Source organism: Olleya sp. NP1-10 (genome assembly GCF_055804415.1).
Genome location: NZ_CM147840.1, coordinates 3,499,300 through 3,520,989 on the forward strand (window position 1 = coordinate 3,499,300; position 21,690 = coordinate 3,520,989).

A 21,690-nucleotide genomic window follows, 5' to 3' on the forward strand; every position below is an offset into this window, starting at 1 on the left:
AGTGCAAGCCTGCTTACGAAAATCCTCGCGGATTTTCTATTCGGTTTGTATTTGCTAAATTAGTTGCTTAAACACGCAACTAATCTTATACAAAACCGTTGGCAAACATTTAAAAAATCAATGCGCAAAACAGCAGAATGGATAATACAAGAATTATTTATTAGAAGAGCTTTCAGAAAATATAAAGATAGCCTTCCAACTAAATCTGATTGTGAAAATCCGAAATTTAATTATCACGTTTTAGCTGATGCGATAGTTTGGGAAGACGAAGGAATTGAAAAATGTAACCCTAAATTGGAAAACGCTTTAAGATATGCACTTAATTATCGGACGAATTTAATTGCGAATAAAGACTTGGAAACCAAAAACGATAATTCAGGAAAAATTGGAAAACGAACTTTTAAATTAGCAAAAAAACACTTTCCGAATTGGGTTGGATTTAATGAAAATAGATGCTCTTACAACTCTGAATTATCTGACCGAATTAAAAGAATCAGAAAAGTTTCTGAATGGAAAATTGATAAGATGATGAATTATGAAGAAACTGAATTTGAAAATTAAAAACGAGAGATTTAAAAAATGAAATACATAATAATTGGTGCTTTAATAATCCTTTTTGGAGCTTTCCTTTATTGGGCATATTTACCTGACTATAAACGAAACCCTAAAGAATTTTGGAGAACTATTATCGGAATGCCTATTGGAATGTTACTCGGCGGAATTGGATTTCGAGATTTAAATGAAAAAATAAGGAAATGGGCAGTTAGCGAAAAAGAGAAAAGTAAAACTGAAAAATAAAAACGATTTGCCAACAAAGTACTGTGGTAAAAAACAAGTAAAAACTCATTAATTTTTCAATAAAACACTTCTATAATTATTATCATAAGTTAATCCTGATTTTGCTATTGCAAAAGCTTGTTTTAATAGCTTATTACACACCGCTATTAATGCTAATTTTTTGCTCTTCCCTTTGGCTACTAATCGATCATATATTGCTTTGCAAGCATAGTTATATTTACAGGCATTAAAACTGCACATAAATAATAAATTTCGAAGCTTTTGATTACCTATTTTACTAATTCTAGGACGTCCTTTTACACTACTCCCACTTTGACGGATCACTGGTGTTAAACCTGCGTAACTACACAATTCACTTCCGCTTGTAAAACGATCAAATCCATCGGTCAAAACCACTAGCATTAATGATGTTTTGGGACCAATTCCTGGAATACTTTTTAAGCGTGTTAAAACATCTTGATGCACTTCTTTTACTAAGGCTAACAATTTATCTTCTATCATTTTTAATTCTTTCTCAACCTGTTTTAAACTACGCTTTAAGGAGCTAACTACTACTTTACTTGGATTGCCTAAAACAGCTTCACCATGTAGTTTATTTTTTAGCATTGTGCTTTGTTTTGTATACACACCAAGGAGTCTGGTCATTTGAAGACATTCTAATTGATGCTTTGAATTGCCTTTCCAAAGCTTTAATTTTACATCTTTGGCATATTCACAAATCAACTTTGAGTCACTTTTATCTGTCTTTATTTTAGACAACTTCATTTGTATAAATCGTTTTACTGATAAGGGATTTTCTACAGAAACTTTAATCCCTTCTTCTTGTAAATAATAAGCTAATTGGTAATGATAATATCCCGTAGCTTCCATTACACAATGACTATTAAAATCTAACAATTTTACGAACTTTTTAAAGCCAGAAATACTGTTTTTAAACTGGTAATAATTACCTTCAGAATCTGTAACATCAAAAACTAAATGACTGATGTCTATTCCAAAATATTTTATATCTTTATTCATAACAAAATGTTTTTTTTGAAATCAAGGAACGAAGATTCACGATTTCCAATTTATTGAAATATTATAAAATGAGTAAAGGACAAGCTACGCGAGTTTCAACGACTTAAAATCGAGGTCTAAAAGCCTCATATAACTGTACGAAATCTGGGTAGTAAAAGAGAGGGGATTTTCAATGTTGACGAGATCTGTAGTCTCTGCGTATATATTAACCTTATTCCTCTCTTTTGTGCTTTCTTATTTATATGTCTTAAATTTAATGTTTTTATTAAAATGCTAACTTAAGCCGTATATAATTTATTGCTGGCTTATCGCCTACTTACGAAAGTCCTCGCGGACTTTCTTGGTCAGTAATTATTTACTAAATTAGTTGCTTGAAACACGCAACAAACCATATACAACAACGTTGGCATTAATTTCATGAAGAACTTTTTAACATACATTTTATTGATTTTTCTATTTAGTTGTTCTTCTACACAACAGAAAGAAAAGTTAATTGGAAATTGGTATTCAAATAGTGATGATAACTTTGGGTTTTTCGAATTTCAATTTTATAATGACTCGCTTATTTTTTATGATAGACTTGGAAAAACTTTCGCGCAATGGGAAGTTGATAAAGACAAAATTCACTTAACAGACATAAACGGATTTACCAATAAAAAGGAATTAACTTATTCCTATAAATTAAATAAATCAAACGAATTACTTACCCTTAAAATTTTAGGAGACACTATAATTCAACTTCCTGGACTAATTAAAGCTAAAAATACTTATGACTTTTTCCAAAAAAATATCGGTATTGAAATTGATTTACCAATAAAAAGCAACGAATTAATTCCATTAAATTTGCCTAATAATTTGATTTTTAATGTTTATGCAGGTTTTTCTGATAACAATTTTATTGTAAAAACCAATTCTACATCTAACCTGAAAAATCTGGAAAAAGAAGTAAGCGATTTTAAAGAAAACTTACGAGAAGAATTAAGACCATTCGCAAGATTTAACTTGATTGCTGACAAAAATATAACTGATTTTCAAATGGATTCAATTAAAGACCAACTTAAAAAAACTTCAATTAAGCGGATTTTCAGAACTTATAAAAATAAACAAACCGATTATGAAAATAATTTGAATTGGTTTGGACAAAAAGAATAAAAACTAATGCCAACACCGTATAAAAAAAATGCTAAATTAGTGCTAAAATAAAGTCTGTTGCATTTTTATCAACTTCTGAATTTCCTTCGGAAATTCCTCGCTGACAAAACCGCAACTTTCTTTATACAACAACATTGTGCGTCATTTAAGACAAATCCCGAAAACCAATGACAAGAATAGAATTTATTGAATTTTTAAAGGAATTTAAAACTGATTTTGACCAAAACAAAGAGAATTGGGAGAACGTCAATCTTTCTGATTTTTTAGAAAGTATGATTGGTTACACAAACGACATTCAAGGATTTTATGATAATATGAAAATGGATATTAATGCTGACAATCCAACTTGGGAAAATTTTAGTCAGATATTAAAAGGCGCATCGATTTATGAGTAAGATTATTGATTTCTATAAGAATTTAACTGACGGAAAAAAAGTGCATTAATTGGAGGAATTCTAATATTAATATTCGGAATTATATTTTCTACTTATAGACAAAATAGAATTGAAAAACTTGAATCAAATTTTATCTGGACAGAAGGAACAATAACTGAAATAAAACTTAACGTTTCGAAAGGAACTACAGGAAGACGAGATGTTTTCTTATTTGAATTTCAGCACAAAGGAAAAAAATAAATAAAATGAGAGAGACTTATAAACCTGAATTGCTAAAGGTTGGACAAAAATTTAAAATAAAAGTTCATCAAGAGGATTCTGATTTATTGGAAATTGATTTGAACGGAACAAAAACTGAATAAAAAAACGAACGCACAACAAAGTACTGTGGTAAAAAACAAGTAAAAACTCATTATTTTTTTAATAAAGTACTTCTGTAATTATTATCATAACTTAGTCCTGATTTTGCTATTGCAAAAGCCTGTTTTAATAGCTTATTACAAACCGCTATTAAAGCTAATTTTTTACTCTTCCCTTTGGCTACTAATCTATCATATATTGCTTTGCAAGCATGGTTATATTTACAGGCATTAAAACTGCACATAAATAATAAATTTCGAAGCTTTTGATTCCTTATTTTACTAATTCGCGGACGCCCTTTTACACACTTTCCATGTGGATCAAACAAAGATGTTAACCAACAGTGACAACATAATGTATTTTCCTGAAATAGTTATACTAAAAATTAAATACATCTTAAGACGTACAATTACTAAAGCCATATAAAAATAATAGGACTGCTTTTTAATAAAAATAAGTAGTTCTACGTATTGTACTTACAGGCGGATTATTGTAGTTTAGCTTTTAATAATACAGCTATTGTAAAATGACTCTTATTTGATATAAGTAACTAAAAGTTGTCATAAAGGGAAATATAACCCCAAAAACAACTATATTAGTTGTTATATAACTAGTTACCTGCAAGCTGAAAACCAACATTGAGAATGCCGAAAATTCTATTCATTTTATTAATTCTGTTTTTTTTTCGTGTGATTCGAAACCTGACATAAATAATCCAAAATATTGGACTTATGAAATTGCTTATGAAATTGAAAACAGGGATTCTATAAAACCGATTGGACGAATTGAATTTCGCAGAACAAAATCTATAAAAGACAAATTAAGAGAAGAAACCTACAATGAAAATTGGTATCCTTCAATGGCTTTTGACATTTATAGCATTTCGGACTTAAAATATTGTGAGGAAATATCAAGAAAAATGATAATGTTTTCGAGTTGTCTTGACTCGCATCTTGGTGGAGATTTAATTATAAATGAGAGCTATATCTTTTATAATAACTCTGGTTGTTTGAATTGTGCTGGAAGTGAAAACGATATTGATTATTGCAGACCTATTACGAATAAAATATTATCGGAATTGAATTTAACGGAAAACAGTACGTTAAAAGACCTTGAAAAAGAAATAGCAAAAAAATTAAAACGAGCGGAATAAAGCCAACAGGTAACAAAGTATATAATCCATTGCTAGTTCTAGCCTACTTACGAATATTCCTTCGGAATATTCTATTCGGTTTTTATTTGCTAACTTTAGTACTTTAAACACGCAACTAATCTTATACAAAAACATTAAACTAACCAAAAAAAGCTAGCCAAAAGCTCGCTTTTTTTGGTTTAATATTATTAACTAAGCATCACAATTAGAGTACTCAGTAATTTTCATTGTACCATGTTCTTTTAGTTGCGTATGCCAACTAAAAGCATCTTTTAATATATGTGGTGTTTGTCCGCCTAAACTATAAGCTTTTTCAAAGTAATTTAATAATTGCCCTCTATATTCTGGATGCACACAATTATTAATAATCAATCTAGCTCTTTCTACAGGCGCTAAACCTCTTACATCTGCCAAACCTTGCTCTGTAACTAAAACATCTACATCGTGTTCCGTATGGTCTGTATGAGACACCATTGGTACAATATGCGAAATACTATCTACTTTAGACATAGAAGGACAAGCAAAAATACTAAGGTATCCGTTTCTAGCAAAATCTCCAGATCCACCAATACCATTCATCATTTTTGTTCCTGTTATGTGTGTAGAGTTTACGTTTCCATATATATCGAATTCTATGGCTGTATTAATACCTATAATCCCTAAGCGACTTATAACTTCGGCCGAATTACTAATATTTTGAGGACGTAACATCAATTTACTTCTATATTTTTCAAAGTCCTTAAATATTTTATCAGAACACTTTTGTGTCACAGTAATCGATGAAGCAGAAGCAAATACCAATTTACCAGAATCAAAAAGATCGAAAGTACTGTCTTGAAGCACTTCAGAATACATCGTTAAATTATTAAATCTGCTGTTGGTAAAACCAGCTAAAATAGCATTGGCTGTTTTACCGATACCTGCTTGTAATGGTAGCAAGGACTCTGTTAACCTACCTTCATCCACTTCTTTTCCTAAAAATTCAAGAATATGATTAGAGATGGCTTTTGTTTTTTCATCGGCATCTGAAATAACAGCTGGAGCATCTGGCATTTCTGTATATACAATTGCAACCACTTTACTCGGATCTATTTTAATATATGGGTCGCCTATTCGTGTATTAGACTCAAGTACTGGTATAATATCGCGGTTTGGTTGTTTTTTTAATAGTTTAATATCGTGCAAGCCATATAAACTTTCTGGAAAACTAGTATTAATTTCGATAATAATTTTATCGGCTTTTTCTGTAAATATAGGAGAATTACCCACTGATGTTGTTGGTACAATATAACCTTCTTCAGTAATTGATACAGCTTCAATAATGGCAACATTAATTTTAAATGTGTCAATTTTTTGAAGCATATCAGCTGTCTGTCCTAAATGCTGGTCTACATAAAGTACGTCATGATTATTAATATGTTTTCTTAAAGTAGGATCGGCTTGAAATGGCATTCTTTTATGCAATGCTCCATTTTTTGCCAAATTAGCATCAGTATCATACCCTAACGATGCACCACTTAATACCGTTACCTTAAAATCTTCGTAAATAGCTCTTTCTGCAACTTTTGGTAAAACAGCCTTACTATCTCCCGCTTTAGTAAAACCACTAACACCTAAAACATCATGATTTCTAATTAATAAAGAGGCCTTCTTTGCTGTTTGAATTTTATCTTTATAAGGTGCATAATTTATTCTTTGCATAATATGATTATTTAATAATTTTGGGATTGAAAAATTTAATATTTAATTAAAATTAGCCTTAAAATTGACTTTTCAATAAAATACATTGGCAATTTATGTAAGATATTTAATGTCTTTTTATTGAAAAAAGACAATGTTTTATTAATTTAGTGCATTCACCGCAAATGCTGTTATTATTCATGGACAATAAATATTATTTAACAGAAGTGGACAAACATCCTAAAAGCATATTTTGTTACCACAATCCTATGGGAACTTCATTAATTGAGCCTCACAGTCATGATAAAGGACAATTTTTATATACCGAAGGCGGTGTTGTACATGTTAAAACTAAAACAAGAATGTATTATTTACCTGCAAGACATTATATGTGGATTCCTGCAGGCGTGAAACACGCTATTTATCCAAGTTCTCCTAAAGTGATTATGAGAAACTTATATTTCCCTATAAAATCAAATGCGAGTGCCTTTTATAAAAAAGAAGGTATTTATCACATTAATAATTTAGTGATGGAATTACTCTTGTTTACCAAAAATTGGAACGGAGATATTACAAAGTCGCAAAAAAACAAATATCCAATTGTAAATGCTTTTAGAGTGCTTTTAGAACAAAGTGTATCGAAATCTTTACATTTAGAATTACCGCATCCTACAGATAGAAAATTAATAAGTATAACTAATTACCTTTCAGAAAAAATTGATCAAGAACATTTACTTACAAAATTGGCTTCTAATTTTAGTATGACAGACAAATCTCTATACCGTCTTTTTAAAAAAGATATTGGCATGTCTTTTATAAAATATTACACGCAGTTAAGAATATTTAAGTCTTTAGAATATTTGATGAATTCCGATTATAATATTACGCAAATAGCAAATATGGTAGGTTATAGCAGCTTACCAACTTTTAGTAATACTTTTAGTAAAATTATAGGTAAACGTCCATCGGAATATAGAAAAGCTAATGAGATTTACGATGAGCCTTAAATCAAAATCATCAATCTAAAAATTGTTTATAATATACTATAAACGTCTTTAAAAAGTAGTAATTTACTTTTCTAAAAAAATAGTCGAACTTTGTTTAACTTCGAATATAATTCATTAAAACGGAATCATATTCGTTATGTGTTGGCAACTATATGGAGAAACAGTTTTACATACCATTTAAGAATTCGGAATTCCAGACCGAAAATTGTTTCTTGTGTGGACATAAAATTGAAGGAAAAAAACTCGTGAACACGTTTTCCCTAAATGGTTACAAAAAGAATTTGATTTATGGGATAAAACTATCTCAATAACAAACGATACAACTATTCAATATAAAAATCTAACAGTTCCTTGTTGTTCGAAATGCAATAATGAACATTTATCCATAATGGAAAGTAATTTCCAAAAATTATTAAAAAAAGGTTTTAAAGAATTAACAAATATTGATGAACAAGTTATTTTTAATTGGTGTGGTAAAATATTATATGCAACGAGACATAAAGAATTATCATTACTAAATGACCGAAAAAAACCAGAATTAGGTTCTATAATATCAGATGAAGAATTTCAAAGTTATTCGTGTTTTCAACTTTTTCTTCAATCAATTAGATACCAAACTACTTGGAATGTTAAACCTTGGAGTTTATTCCTTTTTGAATCAGAAACTGAAAGTTTTTTTATCAAACAAGAGTTAGTTACCCCTGTTTATCAATTAAACTTGGAAAGTATATTGTAATTGTGCTTTTCGAGGATAACAACGCTATTGAAAATCATTTTTTTAAGTTTAAACAAATAAGATTTACACCTCTTAGTTTTGTTCAACAAATTGAAATTACAGCTTATTTGTTTTATTCCGCTTCAATAAAAGCTAAAATTCCATATTATCATTCTCATTTTTTCAATAACCAGCTAACTGTCAATAGTTCAAATGACATCTACAGTAAGGAATTTGACTATGACGAATTTGCACTTTATTATAGATTAATGTTGCTTGAAGTAGGAATAGAGTTTAAGGATAAAATTCACACAGGAAATGGAATGATGAATACAAGTCTAATTGATGAAAATTATGAACCTTTAATAAAATAAAATACAGTTGCCAACACCGTATATAATTTATTGCTTGGTACTAGCCTACTTACGAAAATCCTCGCGGATTTTCTATTCGGTTTTTATTTGTTAACTTAGTTGCTTAACCACGCAACAAACCATATACAAACACGTTGGCAATAATTAAAAATGAAAAACTTAATTTCTTTAATTCTAATATTAATAAGCTTTAACTCTTTTAGTCAAAAAAAATATATAGTAACAGCTAAAAGTGGCTTATCTATAAGGAACAAACCAAGTATCGAAGGACTTAAAATAGGTAAGTTAAATTTTAAAGAAAAAATTCATATAATAGAAACTACAGACTTTTCTTTTACTACAGAAAAAATAAAAGGATATTGGATAAAAATTAAGACTGATGACAATAAGCAAGGTTATGTTTTTAATGGCTTCATCAAACCATTTACCCAAAACAAAATAAAATATTCTTTAAAAAGAAATGGAGAAGATATTTATGAAGAATTAAATGCCACTGTAAACAACGAAAAAATTAATATAATTAGTTTCAAAGACAGAAAATGTTTTGAGATTATTGAAGTACAAGATTATAATAATGATGGCTTAGAGGAAGCTCTTATAGAAACTAATGCTTGTGGTGGGAATTGTTGTGGAAATACCCTTTTTGTTATTTCATATAATGGTGATAAATTTATTCAAACTCAAGAAGTAGGATATGATTTTGACGGAATAGAATTAAACTATAATAAAAACAACACAAGGCATTTTATAATAGATACTCAAAACATTGGAGCCGGAAACACTTCGTTATGTGAAGATAAAAAAGAAACATACATATTTGAAAGCTATGAATTAAAACTTATAAATGTTGAACATCAACAAAAAAAGGAAGCCATATTAGAGCTAAAATCTGAGGACTTTCTACCAAAAGAATCTGATGCAACTCATATTTATGATAAAACACTACATATTGAGTATGATTTAGATAATAATGGTATAATTGACAAAATAAGTGCGAGTTATTGGGAGAGATGGGGAATACTTAGTGGTTTAGAAATAACATTAAATAACAAAAAATTAAAATGTGATGCTTTAGGTTCACCTAAAAGAATAGGAATATTAAAAACAAAAACTAATAATGTTAATGACTTAGTCATTGAATGTAATAAAATATTAAAATGGAATGGTTATAATTATGAATAATTAACTACAAAACTATTACTAACAAAGAACTGTGGTAAAAAACATAGGGCATTCGTGCTAAATCGAAAATTCTGTGCACATTTACAAAGTCCGCTAAAGATAAAATTTGGCATTTAAAAAAGGATAAAAGCAAAATATTTATATTTAGCTAAGTAATAAACCGAAACTATAGTGCTTATCACCTGCCCTACAATTTCTTATACTTAACGTTAAACATTTAAAATTTAGTTTTTTAAAAGAGAAAATCTGATTTTAAAATCAATATATTAAATTAACTTTTTAAACAAAAAATATTCAAAAATGGAAAATTCCAAATCAAAAATAATAAATGAAATTGCGCAAGAATTGGATTGCGGAAATGACTGTTATTACAATCCGAAAACAGACGAATTAATAACGATTCCGAATTTTGGAGAAATGTTAGACGAAGAAGAATTTCGTGAATCTTTTGGAGCGGAATTAAAAAAAGTGAATAAAAACAAAACAGAATATTTAAAAATCGAAGTTTTGGAAAGTTTTGAGTCTTTTAAAATTATGGAACGTTTCGTTTCGCAACTTGAGAATAAAAAATTACAAGCGGAACTGGAATATATTTTGGGAAGAAAAAAACCATTTCAGAATTTTAAAAACAGAATTGACAACTCGGATTTTAGACAAAATTGGTTCGATTTTAAAACAAATGAACTCGAAAAAATTGTCTCAACCAAATTAGAGGGTGGAAAGCACTAAACACAACACCATATATAATTAATTACTAGTTCTAGCCTACTTAAGAACGTCCAAACGGACTTTCTTGGTCGGTAATTATTTAGTAAATTAGTTGCTTGAAACACTCAACAAACCATATACAAATACGTTACCTGTAAGCTGAAAAAAAATGACCGAAACTGAATTGAAAACAGTGAATAATACTAAAAACATTAAATTGTATTCCTCAAAAGCGATAAGTGGCGCAACATTCTTAGGCGGACCACTTGCAGCTGGATATTTAATTGGAGAAAATTTCAAAGCAATAGACAAACCGACTGAAGGTCGTAATTCTTTGATAATTGGAATTGTTTCAACAATATTGCTTTTTGGAGGAATATTTATGATTCCTGAAAATATAATTGACAAAATTCCTAGACAATTAATTCCAATAATTTACACAGGAATTATTTGGGGAATTATTGAATGGAAACAAGGAGATATACTCAAAGCTCATAAAGAAAATAATAATTCTTTTTTTCTGGCTGGAGAGCTGCTGGAATTGGATTCATTTCATTATTAATAATCGTAATTGGAATATTTGGTTATGTCTTCCTTTCTACAGATAACGAACTATATGAGAAATATGATACCGAAATTGCTAAGTTCTCAAAAAACGAAAATGAAACTTTGGTATTTTACGACAACTTAAATACAGAAACCAACTATACTTTACTAAAAGAATTAGACGAGAAAACGATTCCTAAATGGAAAGAAAATATTGAGATAATTAATAAAACAAATCAATACGAAGATTTACCTTCTGAACTAATTAAACAAAACGAGATTTTATTAAAATATTCAGAACTTAGAGTTCAAGCGTTTGAATTATTCAGAAAAGCAATTAAGGAGGATTCCGAGAATTATACTCAACAATTAGAGCAAGTACATATAAAAATTGATAAAGAACTTAATAAATTAAATTGAGTAAAGCCTACTTACCAAAATCCTCGCGTATTTTCAATTAAGTTTTTATTTGCTAAATTACCCGCTAAACCACACAACTAATCGTATACAAACACTTTGTACATAATAATAAAATGACACGTCAAATCAGAGACAAATTAATTTATGAGAATCAAGAATATTATCTTAATGTTGAACTCATAGAACAATATTTTCGACAATATCCAGAAAAACGACCTGAATTTGAAATAAGCTGTACTGCTTTGTGGAGAGGATACCTGGCAATATTTGAGGTCAAGAATAATAAGCTTTTAATTAAAGAACTTGATTGGTTAACCGATATGGATTTTAATATGCAATCATTTCGTGAACAATTATTTCCAAATAATAAGTTTGAATGGTATTCAGGACTTATAAGAATTGATGAATTTAGAGGAGAATTTGATAAAGAACCTGAAAACGGAATATTTGAATATTTGGAGATTGAAAATGGAAATTTTATACAGAAAAGAACATTCAATTTTGAGAATCTTCAAAGTTTCAAGAAAAAACAGTATGAGTATTTTTTATTGTCATATGAAGTAGAAAGTCTTTATGAATTTTGGAGAAGAAATAATGAAAACGGAGTTATTAACAAAGAAAACGTTAATAAAATCATTTTGAAAAAAATAATGGAATACACTCAAAAAGTATACGTCAAATAAAACTGTGTGCAACAAAACACTAAAGTAAAAAAAAATAAAAACAAACTAATTTTATAATAAAGCATTCCTATAATAACCGTCGTAAACCAGTCCTAATTATACAATCACAAAAACCTGTTTTAACAGCTAATCACAAGCTGCACATAAATAATAAATTCCGCAACATTTAATTCCCTATGTACTAATTCTAAGACGTCCTTTTACACTACTCCTACTTTACCAGATCATTGGTATTTAACTAGCGCAACTACATAATATACTTTCCAAAAATAGGTAGACTAAAATTAAACAATTAATTACGGTCACTTATTAAAATACAAAATAATCACTAGCTAAAAAAATACGTAGTTATACGTATTGTACTTGCAAACGCATTATTGTAATTTAGCTTTTAATTATAAAAAATACAACTTTAATAAAATGACACTTATTTGATAGGTGTTAACAAAAGTTGTCATAACGGGAAATATAACCCCAAAAACAACCATATTAGTTGTTATATAACTAGTTACCTGCAAGCTGAAAACCAACATTGAGAATGCCGAAAATTCTATTCATTTTATTAATTCTGTTTCTTTTTTCGTGTGATTCGAAACCTGACATAAATAATCCAAAATATTGGACTTATGAAATTGCTTATGAAATTGAAAACAGGGATTCAATAAAACCGATTGGACGAATTGAATTTCGCAGAACAAAATCTATAAAAGACAAATTAAGAGAAGAAACCTACAATGAAAATTGGTATCCTTCAATGGCTTTTGACATTTATAGCATTTCGGACTTAAAATATTGTGAGGAAATATCAAGAAAAATGATAATGTTTTCGAGTTGTCTTGACTCGCATCTTGGTGGAGATTTAATTATAAATGAGAGCTATATCTTTTATAATAACTCTGGTTGTTTGAATTGTGCTGGAAGTGAAAACGATATTGATTATTGCAGACCTATTACGAATAAAATATTATCGGAATTGAATTTAACGGAAAACAGTACGTTAAAAGACCTTGAAAAAGAAATAGCAAAAAAATTAAAACGAGCGGAATAAAGCCAACAGGTAACAAAGTATATAATCCATTGCTAGTTCTAGCCTACTTACGAATATTCCTGCGGAATATTCTATTCGGTTTTTATTTGCTAAATTAGTGACTTATACACGCAACGTATCATATACAAAACCGTTGTAGCCAATTTGAAAAACTGAATTAGATAAATGAAAAAATATACAATTCTAACTAACATTTTAGATAAAATAATTCAGTCAAAACCTGAAAGGTTTACTAAGCTTTATTCTACTGAATCTATTGAGAAAACGAACCAAAGTAGGTCAAGGGCATTCATTCATTTATATTTAAAAGTTGGTTTTGGAATTTCATCATTCGAAGAAAGAGAAAAATACATAACAGATGGCTCATATGATGGGGGAATTGATGGTTATTATATTGACAAAGATTCTAGAACTATTTACTTCATCCAATCAAAATTTAGAACGAATGAAGATAATTTTGAATCAAAAAAAATAGAGCTAGATGAAATTCTTGTGATGGATATCAATGAGATTTTAGAAGGCAATGAAAAAGACGCTAAGGGAAATGTCTATAATGGAAAAATAAAACAACTTCAAAGGGAGGTTTCGGAAATTGAGAATATTGGGAGATATCGTTATGAAGTAATTTTACTTGCTAATATTGAGGAAAACATTCCTAGTTCAAAATTCAGACAATTAACAGGTGGATATCCTGTTACGTCTTTTGATTATGAAAAGTGCTATAATGATTTAGTTTTCCCAGTTATTACAGGAACATTTTTTAATGCAACAGAGTTAAATATATCTCTTGACTTAAGTAACAAAAATGCTGGAAGTAAAATTAGTTACACAGTAAGCACAAGAAATGGAGAGTGTGAAATAACAGTACTTTTTGTGCCAACCATTGAAATTGCCAAAGTACTTTTAAAGTATAGGAACTCAGTTCTTAAATACAATCCAAGAAGTTATTTAGAATTTGCAGGCAAAAAAGTAAATACAGCAATAAGAGAAACAATAATAAACGAATCAACAAATGAGTTTGCTTTGTTTAATAATGGAATTACTATGTTATCTGACGATTCTTCGATTAACGAGAGAATCGGTCAGAAAAATAAGGCGCAATTATCCGTAAGGAATCCACAAATTATTAATGGTGGACAAACAGCATATACTCTAAGTCGTTTATTGGAAGAAAATCAAGATAATTTAGAAATCTTTCAAAATAAGGAAGTATTACTAAAAGTCATTACATTCTTAGATTCACCTGAAAACTTCGAAGAAAAACAAAGTAAAGTCGAACTAATTGATAGAGTTTCAAATGCCACTAATCAACAAACACCAGTTCTTAATGCTGATAAATTTGCCAATGATGTAGTTTATAAAAATTTACAAAAAACATTATTCGAAAGATATGGGCTTTTGTTGGAGCGCAAAAGAGGAGAATTTGAAGATGGAATTATCAATGGATACATAAATAGAGACGAGCTTATTGAAAGAAACTTATTTTTTAGAATCTATTATGCTGTAAAAGGAGATATTAATAAGGCCTCAAGTAAGAGACTTTTTCAGAGTTTTGATACTACTTTAAACTCTCTGGACTCAATTGAAGACTTAGATAAATTCTACTTTGGATATTTAATGCAATTAAAAATACCTCTTCCTAGTAGTAACAATAGAGCTAGAAGGGATAAAAGCGGTTTTGCGAAACTTTTCCTGATGACAAAATTATACCAACCTTCTTCATTAGAAGATTATAAAAATGCTATAAGTGAAAATCTAGGAAAAATTAATAAGATTTGGGATGAGCATATGGCTAAGTTTAGTCAAAACACATCGAAATATCATAGAATGTTTTATGATAAAGAGACAAAACTAGAACTAAAGCGATTTGTTCCACAAAAGTGGTATCGTTCTGGGAGTTTTGAGAAAGATATCAAAGAATTAGTAAATAATATTAAATAAAAAACTGGCTACAACAAAGTACTGTGGTAAAAAACAAGTAAAAACTCATTAATTTTTTAATAAAGTACTTCTGTAATTATTATCATAACTTAGTCCTGATTTTGCTATTGCAAAAGCCTGTTTTAATAGTTTGTTACAAACCGCTATTAATGCTAATTTTTTACTCTTCCCTTTGGCTACTAATCGATCGTATATTGCTTTGCAAGCATGGTTATATTTACAAGCATTAAAACTGCACATAAATAATAAATTTCGAAGCTTTTGATTCCCTATTTTACTAATTCGCGGACGTCCTTTTACACTACTTCCACTTTGACGGATCACTGGTGTTAAACCTGCGTAACTACACAATTCACTTCCGCTTGTAAAACGATCAAATCCATCGGTTAAAACCACTAGCATTAATGATGTTTTGGGACCAATTCCTGGAATACTTTTTAAGCGTGTTAAAACATCTTGATGCACTTCTTTTACTAAAACTAACAATTTATCTTCTATCATTTTTAGCTCTTTCTGAACTTGTTTTAAACTGCGTTTTAAAGAGCTAACTACTACTTTACTTGGATTGCCTAAAACAGCTTCGCCATGTAGTTTATTTTTTAACATTGTGCTTTGTTTTGTATACACACCAAGGAGTCTGGTCATTTGAAGACATTCTAATTGATGCTTTGAGTTGCCTTTCCAAAGCTTTAATTTTACATCTTTGGCATATTCACAAATCAACTTTGAGTCACTTTTATCTGTCTTTATTTTAGACAACTTCATTTGTATAAATCGTTTTACGGCTAAGGGATTTTCTACCGAAACTTTAATCCCTTCTTCTTGTAAAAAATAAGCTAATTGGTAATGATAATAACCCGTAGCTTCCATTACACAATGACTATTAAAATCTAACAGTTTTGTAAACTTTTTAAAGCCCGAAATACTGTTTTTAAATTGGTAATAATTACCATCAGAATCTGTTACATCAAAAACTAAATGACTGATGTCAAGTCCAAAATATTTTATATCTTTATTCATAAGAAAATGTTTTTTGAAAGGACAAGCTACGCGAGTTTCAACGACTTAAAATCGAGGTCTAAAAGCCTCATAGAACTGTACGAAATCTGTGTAGAAAAAGAGAGGGGATTTTCAATGTTGACGAGATCATAGTCTCTGCGTATATATTAACCTTATTCCTCTCTTTTGTACTTTCTGTTTATGTTTCTAATTTAATGAATTACAAACTTAAGACGTATATAAAAAATAGCGGTTTAATCGCTTAATCGAAGTAAAATGAATAAATTAAGGGTCATTTATAATTCGAAAAGTTAGTGGGTAAAATCCGCTACTTTTCATATACAAGACCGTTGCCATACATTAAATGAACGTTATAGAATTCAATAAATATTGGGAATTAAACTATCCCGAATCAAATCCAATCGGATATAAATTGAAAAGTTATTATCCAAAAAGATGGTTACGAATCCATAGTTTACCCGAATCGAAACAATATGCAGAATCGGAAGAGGAATATCAGATAATTCTAAATAGACAAAATGAACTGATTTCTAATTTAATCGGAGAAAATTCTGATATAATAATTGCAACAGGACAATATGAATGGGAAACAACTAATAAATTATCTACAGAAATAGTTGAGTATTCTAATTTTGATAAAGTAAGGACAATCGATTTGTATAAAATATACCCAGAAGAATATGACGAGAACGATTTTTTTGGAGTTTATATAACGTCTGGTGTTTGGAGAAAAAACAATAAAAATGAACTGTTAAAAAATATTGCAGATGGTGAATTTCGAGCAATGTTTATTTGTCCGAAAAGGAATTGTATAGTAGCACCTTATGATGGCGGAATGGACATAATAGTTGACACTCAAGAGAAAAGAGACGAATTAAAAACTAAATATAAAGATTGGCTTTCTGATCGTAAAGATGGAATGTAGCGGAATCAAAAACGTGTGGCAACACCGTATAAAATTAATTGCTGGCTTCTAGCCTACATACGAATATTCCTGCGGAATATTCACAGGTTCGTTAAAGTTTGCTAAATTAGGTGCTTAAACACGCCACTAATCATACACAAAACCGTTGGCTGTAATTTTAAAAAATCGTGAACTGAAAGAAAATCTAGTAATCGGAATTATAAATAATATTAAAATCAAACAAAATGTGTCGATACGGAATTAACTCATACAAACCTCATTATGCTTGCTTCGAGTGTCGAAAAACATTTAAGAGGAGATTGTTAATTGATATTGACGGAAATACAGGATATTCCAAAGTTTGGGAAAATCAGCCGTATAAATGTCCTGAATGTCGAGGAATGACTGCGAATATGGGATTGGATTTTGAATCGCCAAAAAAAACTGATTTAAAAGCGTGGAATCATATTCGAGATTTATACGAAACTGGAATTACTTTTCATTCTTGTGGATGTACTGGACCTGGTTATATTCCGAAAGACAAACAAAGTTTAATTGGGTTTCTTAAAGAAAAAAAGAGAATTATATAAAGCACAGAAGATTTTGGTCTAATAGAATTGAACCAAAAAATGACAGCGAGAAAAGCAGAGACTGGGATAAAAACAATGAATATCTATTTAGTATTCCAAATGATTTTTATACTGGAACTAAAAAGAATCGAAAAGTTGAAATAGAAAAAGCTGTCGAATATTGGAGCGAGAAAATTGAATTAATTGATAACCGATTAAAAAAAACTACTGCCGACACCGCGTATAATTAATTACCTGGTTATAGACCACTTACGAAAATACTCACGTATTTTCTATTCGGTTTTTATTTGCTAACTTACTCGCTTAAACCACGCAACTTTCCATACACAAAACCGTTGGCAATAATTAAACAAAAAACTAAACTACAAATGAAAAACACATTAAAATTCTTATTTTTTTTAATAATTTTAGGATGCTCAAGTGATGAAACAAATCCCGAAACAGAAACAGAAACAGAAACAGAAACAGTTAGTGTATTAACCTTAACAAACTCTTCAAGTGTATCGAATACTCCATTTTCTAAGCCTAGAGAAGCTATTGTTTTTGGTAATAATTTATACACAATAAATGATATGAATACTTACAAATATGATTTCAATTCAAATTCTTGGGAAACAATTAACACCAATAGTACTGGCGTTGCGAATTACCCTTATTTTGAATATAATGTAAGCTTTATTCGAGATAATAAATGGAATATTATTAATCAAAATGCTCTATGGGAATTTGACTTTACTACTAATAATTGGGAGAAATTAAAAGAATTTACCAATAACTTTTTAACATCTCCAATTGGTGTATATCATAATGATTCTCTTTTTATATTTTCAGACATATTCGATAAAGTATACAAATATAACTTTGAAAACAACACACTTGTAGAACATAGTACATTTGAACAAAAAAGTAATTATGGACAATTAGTAAAATCTATATTTAAAATTGGAGATACTTATTATTTCACAAAACTATCCGGTTATAACAGAATATCAATCTATAAATGGATTGATAACTTTACAACTTTTGAGTTTTTGAATGAATATCAATCTGAATATATTGCACAAGGCTCTGGTTTCGTTTTTAATGACAATATTGTTTTTGGCTTAGGAGGAGAGTCTTCAGGTGACGGAAATGGCAATATTACAAGTTTCCAGTTGAATAATGAATTCTACTATTACAATACAACTAACAATAGCTTCAAAAAAATTGAAAATAATTTTTATGAGGGTAGGTATGTTTCTCTATCATTTGAGTATAATAATAAATTTTATCTTATAGGTGGTCAAACAATTGACAATAATGAAATTATTTATAAAGAAACATTAGATCAAATAGAATTCGAATTTATTGATAACTAATAACTATTGCCAACAAAGTATATAATTCATTGCTGGTTAGAGCTTACTTACGAAAATCCTCGCGGACTTTCTATCCGTGATTTATTTGCTAACTTTAATGCTTAAACACGCAACGAAATCATACACTATACCATTGCCATACATTAAATGAACGTCATAGAATTCAATAAATATTGGGAATTAAACTATCCCAAATCAAATCCAATCGGATATAAATTGAAAAGTTATTATCCAAAAAGATGGTTACGAATCCATAGTTTACCCGAATCGAAACGATATGCAGAATCGGAAGAGGAATATCAGATAATTCTAAATAGACAAAATGAACTGATTTCTAATTTAATCGGAGAAAATTCTGATATAATAATTGCAACAGGACAATATGAATGGGAAACAACTAATAAATTATCTACAGAAATAGTTGAGTATTCTAATTTTGATAAAGTAAGGACAATCGATTTGCATAAAATATACCCAGAAGAATATGACGAGAACGATTTTTTTGGAGTTTATATAACGTCTGGTGTTTGGAGAAAAAACAATAAAAATGAACTGTTGAAAAATATTGCAGATGGTGAATTTCGAGCAATGTTTATTTGTCCGAAAAGGAATTGTATAGTAGCACCTTATGATGGCGGAATGGACATAATAGTTGACACTCAAGAGAAAAGAGACGAATTAAAAACTAAATATAAAGATTGGCTTTCTGATCGTAAAGATGGAATGTAGCGGAATCAAAAACGTGTGGCAACACCGTATAAAATTAATTGCTGGCTTCTAGCCTACATACGAATATTCCTTCGGAATTTTCTCGGGTTCGTATTTGTTTACTAAATTAGTTGCTTATACACGCAATTAACCATACACAAAACCGTTGTACACAATTATGAAAAAACTTTGCGGAATCTTTCTCTTATTGATTTTTATGTCTTGTAAAGAAACATATCATGGTGGAATGAAGTATGAAAAAGTAACAAAAGAAGAAATCTCAAGGCTAACAAATATTATTGAAAAACGTGGAAACATTCCTGTTTATGAATACACGAAATTTCAATTGGAAGAACAATACCAGTTTAAAGAACTATTACCAATAGCTAAACTAATGTCTGATAAACATCAACATGAAAATGCAACTTATGATGTCTATCTGACTTATAAGAACATTAATGGTTTTGAATTATCTGACTTGACAAAAATCGAACAGAAAATTGCATTGAAATATTTATTAAAGGCCTATATCAACGGAAACAAAAATGCTAAAAACGATTTAGAAAAATATTCCGAAAAAAATGTTTGTTGTTAAAAAAAATAATGAATTTAAACTAATAAACTGAAAAAGTAACTGTGTACAACAAAGTACTGTGGTTAAAAACAAGTAAAAACTCATTAATTTTTTAATAAAGTACTTCTGTAATTATTATCATAACTTAGCCCTGATTTTGCTATTGCAAAAGCCTGTTTAAAAAGGGTATTACAAACCGCTATTAATGCTAATTTTTCACTCTTCCCTTTGGCTATTAATCTATCATACATTGCTTTGCAAGCATGGTTATATTTACAGGCATTAAAACTGCACATAAATAATAAATTTCGAAGCTTTTGATTCCTTATTTTACTAATTCGCGGACGCCCTTTTACACACTTTCCATGTGGATCAAACAAAGATGTTAACCAACAGTAACAACATAATGTATTTTCCTGAAATAGTTATACTAAAAATTAAATACATCTTAAGACGTACAATTACTAAAGCCATATAAAAATAATAGGACTGCTTTTTAATAAAAATACGTAGTTCTACGTATTGTACTTACAGGCGGATTATTGTAGTTTAGCTTTTAATAATACAGCTATTGTAAAATGACTCTTATTTGATATAAGTAACTAAAAGTTGTCATAACGGGAAATATAACCCCAAAAACAACTATATTAGTTGTTATATAACTAGTTGTGGGTAATTAAAAAACTATGTCTAAACAAAAAAAACTAACGAATAAATTAGGACAATTTGGTATTTGGGATGGTATTACAGAATTAGAAGGTCACTATCTACCAAAAGCAGAAAAAGGTAGAAAAAAATTAGATGATGGCTTTGAAACAATATATAATTACGAGCTATTAAACCCAATAATTATCAAAGCAAGAAAGAAATTTAAAAAAATAATATCTAAAATTGGATTAAAAGATTTTGAAAAAATAAATTCAGGTCTTACAGATTATGTTCAAAGTTCAAGAGTTGAAACTGAAAATTTGATTACCCTGAAAAAATCTATCTTAAATGCTTTCAACGATGATATACTAACTCAAACATATAATTATGCGGATGAGGAAACTAAACAAATTATAAAAAAAGATTATTTTGAGAATACAAAATCAATACTAACTAAAGATGTTAAGTTGATTTCAAAAAAAGTATTAAAGCTTATAAAAAACTTGCCAGTTTATATACCTCTAAAGCTTTAATTAAATTTTTTAAGATTTCAGATGAATTTGATTTAAATTCAGAATATGTATATCGAGGATTAGGTAATATACATTATCAAAAAAACAATATAGAAAATAATGACCCTGACTTTCTTTCAGTTTTTACTGGTTTAGAAGAACCAATCTCATATTTTGAAAATAAAATCTTAAAC

24 protein-coding genes and 2 pseudogenes are annotated in these 21,690 nt (G+C 29.0%); 21 read left to right on the plus strand and 5 right to left on the minus strand.

From position 1 onward, the window contains the following. Positions 1-120: 120 nt before the first annotated feature. Together AC0L4B_RS16455 and AC0L4B_RS16460 are read left to right on the plus strand one after the other, a co-directional pair. Complete coding sequence (locus AC0L4B_RS16455; protein ID WP_473437862.1) at positions 121-561, plus strand: hypothetical protein; 441 nt, start codon at positions 121-123, stop codon at positions 559-561. Positions 562-579: 18 nt separating this feature from the next. Further along, positions 580-798, plus strand: coding sequence for a hypothetical protein (locus AC0L4B_RS16460; RefSeq protein WP_473437863.1), 219 nt, complete (start codon positions 580-582; stop codon positions 796-798). A 48-nt stretch (positions 799-846) separates the two neighbouring features. Here AC0L4B_RS16460 and AC0L4B_RS16465 read toward each other — a convergent pair whose 3' ends face one another. After that, positions 847-1,818 (minus strand): IS110 family RNA-guided transposase, encoded by a 972-nt coding sequence (locus AC0L4B_RS16465; protein ID WP_473437864.1) that lies wholly within the window; start codon positions 1,816-1,818, stop codon positions 847-849. A gap of 444 nt (positions 1,819-2,262) precedes the next feature. Between AC0L4B_RS16465 and AC0L4B_RS16470 the strand changes: the two genes are divergently transcribed. Continuing rightward, positions 2,263-2,970 (plus strand): hypothetical protein, encoded by a 708-nt coding sequence (locus AC0L4B_RS16470; RefSeq protein ID WP_473437865.1) that lies wholly within the window; start codon positions 2,263-2,265, stop codon positions 2,968-2,970. Between the two features lie 167 nt (positions 2,971-3,137). Continuing rightward, on the plus strand, positions 3,138-3,365 hold the full coding sequence (locus tag AC0L4B_RS16475; protein ID WP_473437866.1) for a DUF7660 family protein: 228 nt from the start codon (positions 3,138-3,140) through the stop codon (positions 3,363-3,365). A gap of 412 nt (positions 3,366-3,777) precedes the next feature. Here AC0L4B_RS16475 and AC0L4B_RS16480 read toward each other — a convergent pair. After that, positions 3,778-4,032, minus strand: a pseudogene (locus tag AC0L4B_RS16480) (IS110 family transposase); the annotation flags it as partial. Between the two features lie 552 nt (positions 4,033-4,584). On the opposite strand from AC0L4B_RS16480, the gene AC0L4B_RS16485 reads away from it, so the two are divergent. After that, the gene (locus AC0L4B_RS16485) at positions 4,585-4,878 is read left to right on the plus strand and encodes a hypothetical protein (RefSeq protein WP_473437867.1); all 294 of its coding nucleotides are present in this window, start codon (positions 4,585-4,587) and stop codon (positions 4,876-4,878) included. A gap of 192 nt (positions 4,879-5,070) precedes the next feature. Here the strand turns inward: AC0L4B_RS16485 and AC0L4B_RS16490 are convergent, their stop codons facing one another. Then, on the minus strand, positions 5,071-6,579 hold the full coding sequence (locus tag AC0L4B_RS16490; RefSeq protein WP_473437868.1) for a succinate CoA transferase: 1,509 nt from the start codon (positions 6,577-6,579) through the stop codon (positions 5,071-5,073). Between the two features lie 179 nt (positions 6,580-6,758). On the opposite strand from AC0L4B_RS16490, the gene AC0L4B_RS16495 reads away from it, so the two are divergent. From AC0L4B_RS16495 to AC0L4B_RS16540, 10 genes are all read left to right on the plus strand, one after another. Then, positions 6,759-7,565, plus strand: coding sequence for an AraC family transcriptional regulator (locus tag AC0L4B_RS16495; protein WP_473437869.1), 807 nt, complete (start codon positions 6,759-6,761; stop codon positions 7,563-7,565). 388 nt (positions 7,566-7,953) lie between these two features. Beyond that, on the plus strand, positions 7,954-8,301 hold the full coding sequence (locus AC0L4B_RS16500; RefSeq protein ID WP_473437870.1) for a hypothetical protein: 348 nt from the start codon (positions 7,954-7,956) through the stop codon (positions 8,299-8,301). Positions 8,302-8,303: 2 nt separating this feature from the next. Beyond that, on the plus strand, positions 8,304-8,654 hold the full coding sequence (locus AC0L4B_RS16505; RefSeq protein ID WP_473437871.1) for a hypothetical protein: 351 nt from the start codon (positions 8,304-8,306) through the stop codon (positions 8,652-8,654). Positions 8,655-8,804: 150 nt separating this feature from the next. Further along, positions 8,805-9,836 (plus strand): SH3 domain-containing protein, encoded by a 1,032-nt coding sequence (locus AC0L4B_RS16510; RefSeq protein WP_473437872.1) that lies wholly within the window; start codon positions 8,805-8,807, stop codon positions 9,834-9,836. Between the two features lie 300 nt (positions 9,837-10,136). Next, positions 10,137-10,565 (plus strand): UPF0158 family protein, encoded by a 429-nt coding sequence (locus AC0L4B_RS16515; RefSeq protein WP_473437873.1) that lies wholly within the window; start codon positions 10,137-10,139, stop codon positions 10,563-10,565. 148 nt (positions 10,566-10,713) lie between these two features. Next, on the plus strand, positions 10,714-11,106 hold the full coding sequence (locus AC0L4B_RS16520) for a hypothetical protein (RefSeq protein WP_473437874.1): 393 nt from the start codon (positions 10,714-10,716) through the stop codon (positions 11,104-11,106). A 107-nt stretch (positions 11,107-11,213) separates the two neighbouring features. Beyond that, positions 11,214-11,510 carry a hypothetical protein gene (locus AC0L4B_RS16525; RefSeq protein WP_473437875.1) on the plus strand — a complete coding sequence of 99 codons (297 nt, stop codon included), beginning with the start codon at positions 11,214-11,216 and terminating at the stop codon, positions 11,508-11,510. 113 nt (positions 11,511-11,623) lie between these two features. Continuing rightward, positions 11,624-12,193: a hypothetical protein gene (locus tag AC0L4B_RS16530; protein WP_473437876.1), complete on the plus strand. Its 570-nt coding sequence runs from the start codon at positions 11,624-11,626 to the stop codon at positions 12,191-12,193. A gap of 538 nt (positions 12,194-12,731) precedes the next feature. Beyond that, positions 12,732-13,241 (plus strand): hypothetical protein, encoded by a 510-nt coding sequence (locus AC0L4B_RS16535; RefSeq protein WP_473437877.1) that lies wholly within the window; start codon positions 12,732-12,734, stop codon positions 13,239-13,241. Positions 13,242-13,406: 165 nt separating this feature from the next. Then, on the plus strand, positions 13,407-15,182 hold the full coding sequence (locus AC0L4B_RS16540) for an AIPR family protein (protein WP_473437878.1): 1,776 nt from the start codon (positions 13,407-13,409) through the stop codon (positions 15,180-15,182). A 48-nt stretch (positions 15,183-15,230) separates the two neighbouring features. On the opposite strand, the gene AC0L4B_RS16545 is transcribed toward AC0L4B_RS16540, so the two are convergent. After that, positions 15,231-16,202, minus strand: coding sequence for an IS110 family RNA-guided transposase (locus AC0L4B_RS16545; RefSeq protein WP_473436607.1), 972 nt, complete (start codon positions 16,200-16,202; stop codon positions 15,231-15,233). Between the two features lie 343 nt (positions 16,203-16,545). Here AC0L4B_RS16545 and AC0L4B_RS16550 point away from each other — a divergent pair, with 343 nt between their 5' ends. The 5 genes from AC0L4B_RS16550 to AC0L4B_RS16570 all read left to right on the plus strand — a co-directional run bounded on the left by AC0L4B_RS16550 (position 16,546) and on the right by AC0L4B_RS16570 (position 20,357). Then, positions 16,546-17,127, plus strand: a complete 582-nt coding sequence (locus AC0L4B_RS16550; RefSeq protein ID WP_473437879.1) for a DUF3885 domain-containing protein — start codon at positions 16,546-16,548, stop codon at positions 17,125-17,127. Positions 17,128-17,426: 299 nt separating this feature from the next. Next, entirely contained in the window at positions 17,427-17,696 is a 270-nt protein-coding gene (locus AC0L4B_RS16555) for a hypothetical protein (protein ID WP_473437880.1), read from the plus strand. A 368-nt stretch (positions 17,697-18,064) separates the two neighbouring features. Continuing rightward, entirely contained in the window at positions 18,065-19,054 is a 990-nt protein-coding gene (locus tag AC0L4B_RS16560; RefSeq protein ID WP_473437881.1) for a Kelch repeat-containing protein, read from the plus strand. 147 nt (positions 19,055-19,201) lie between these two features. After that, positions 19,202-19,783: a DUF3885 domain-containing protein gene (locus AC0L4B_RS16565; protein ID WP_473437882.1), complete on the plus strand. Its 582-nt coding sequence runs from the start codon at positions 19,202-19,204 to the stop codon at positions 19,781-19,783. Between the two features lie 196 nt (positions 19,784-19,979). Next, positions 19,980-20,357, plus strand: coding sequence for a hypothetical protein (locus AC0L4B_RS16570; RefSeq protein WP_473437883.1), 378 nt, complete (start codon positions 19,980-19,982; stop codon positions 20,355-20,357). An 83-nt stretch (positions 20,358-20,440) separates the two neighbouring features. On the opposite strand, the pseudogene AC0L4B_RS16575 reads toward AC0L4B_RS16570, so the two are convergent. Beyond that, positions 20,441-20,743: pseudogene (locus AC0L4B_RS16575) on the minus strand (IS110 family transposase); the annotation flags it as partial. Between the two features lie 279 nt (positions 20,744-21,022). Here AC0L4B_RS16575 and AC0L4B_RS16580 point away from each other — a divergent pair. Next, a complete protein-coding gene (locus AC0L4B_RS16580) occupies positions 21,023-21,517 on the plus strand; it encodes a hypothetical protein (RefSeq protein WP_473437884.1) in 495 nt (164 codons plus the stop codon). The last annotated feature ends 173 nt before the right edge of the window (positions 21,518-21,690 follow it).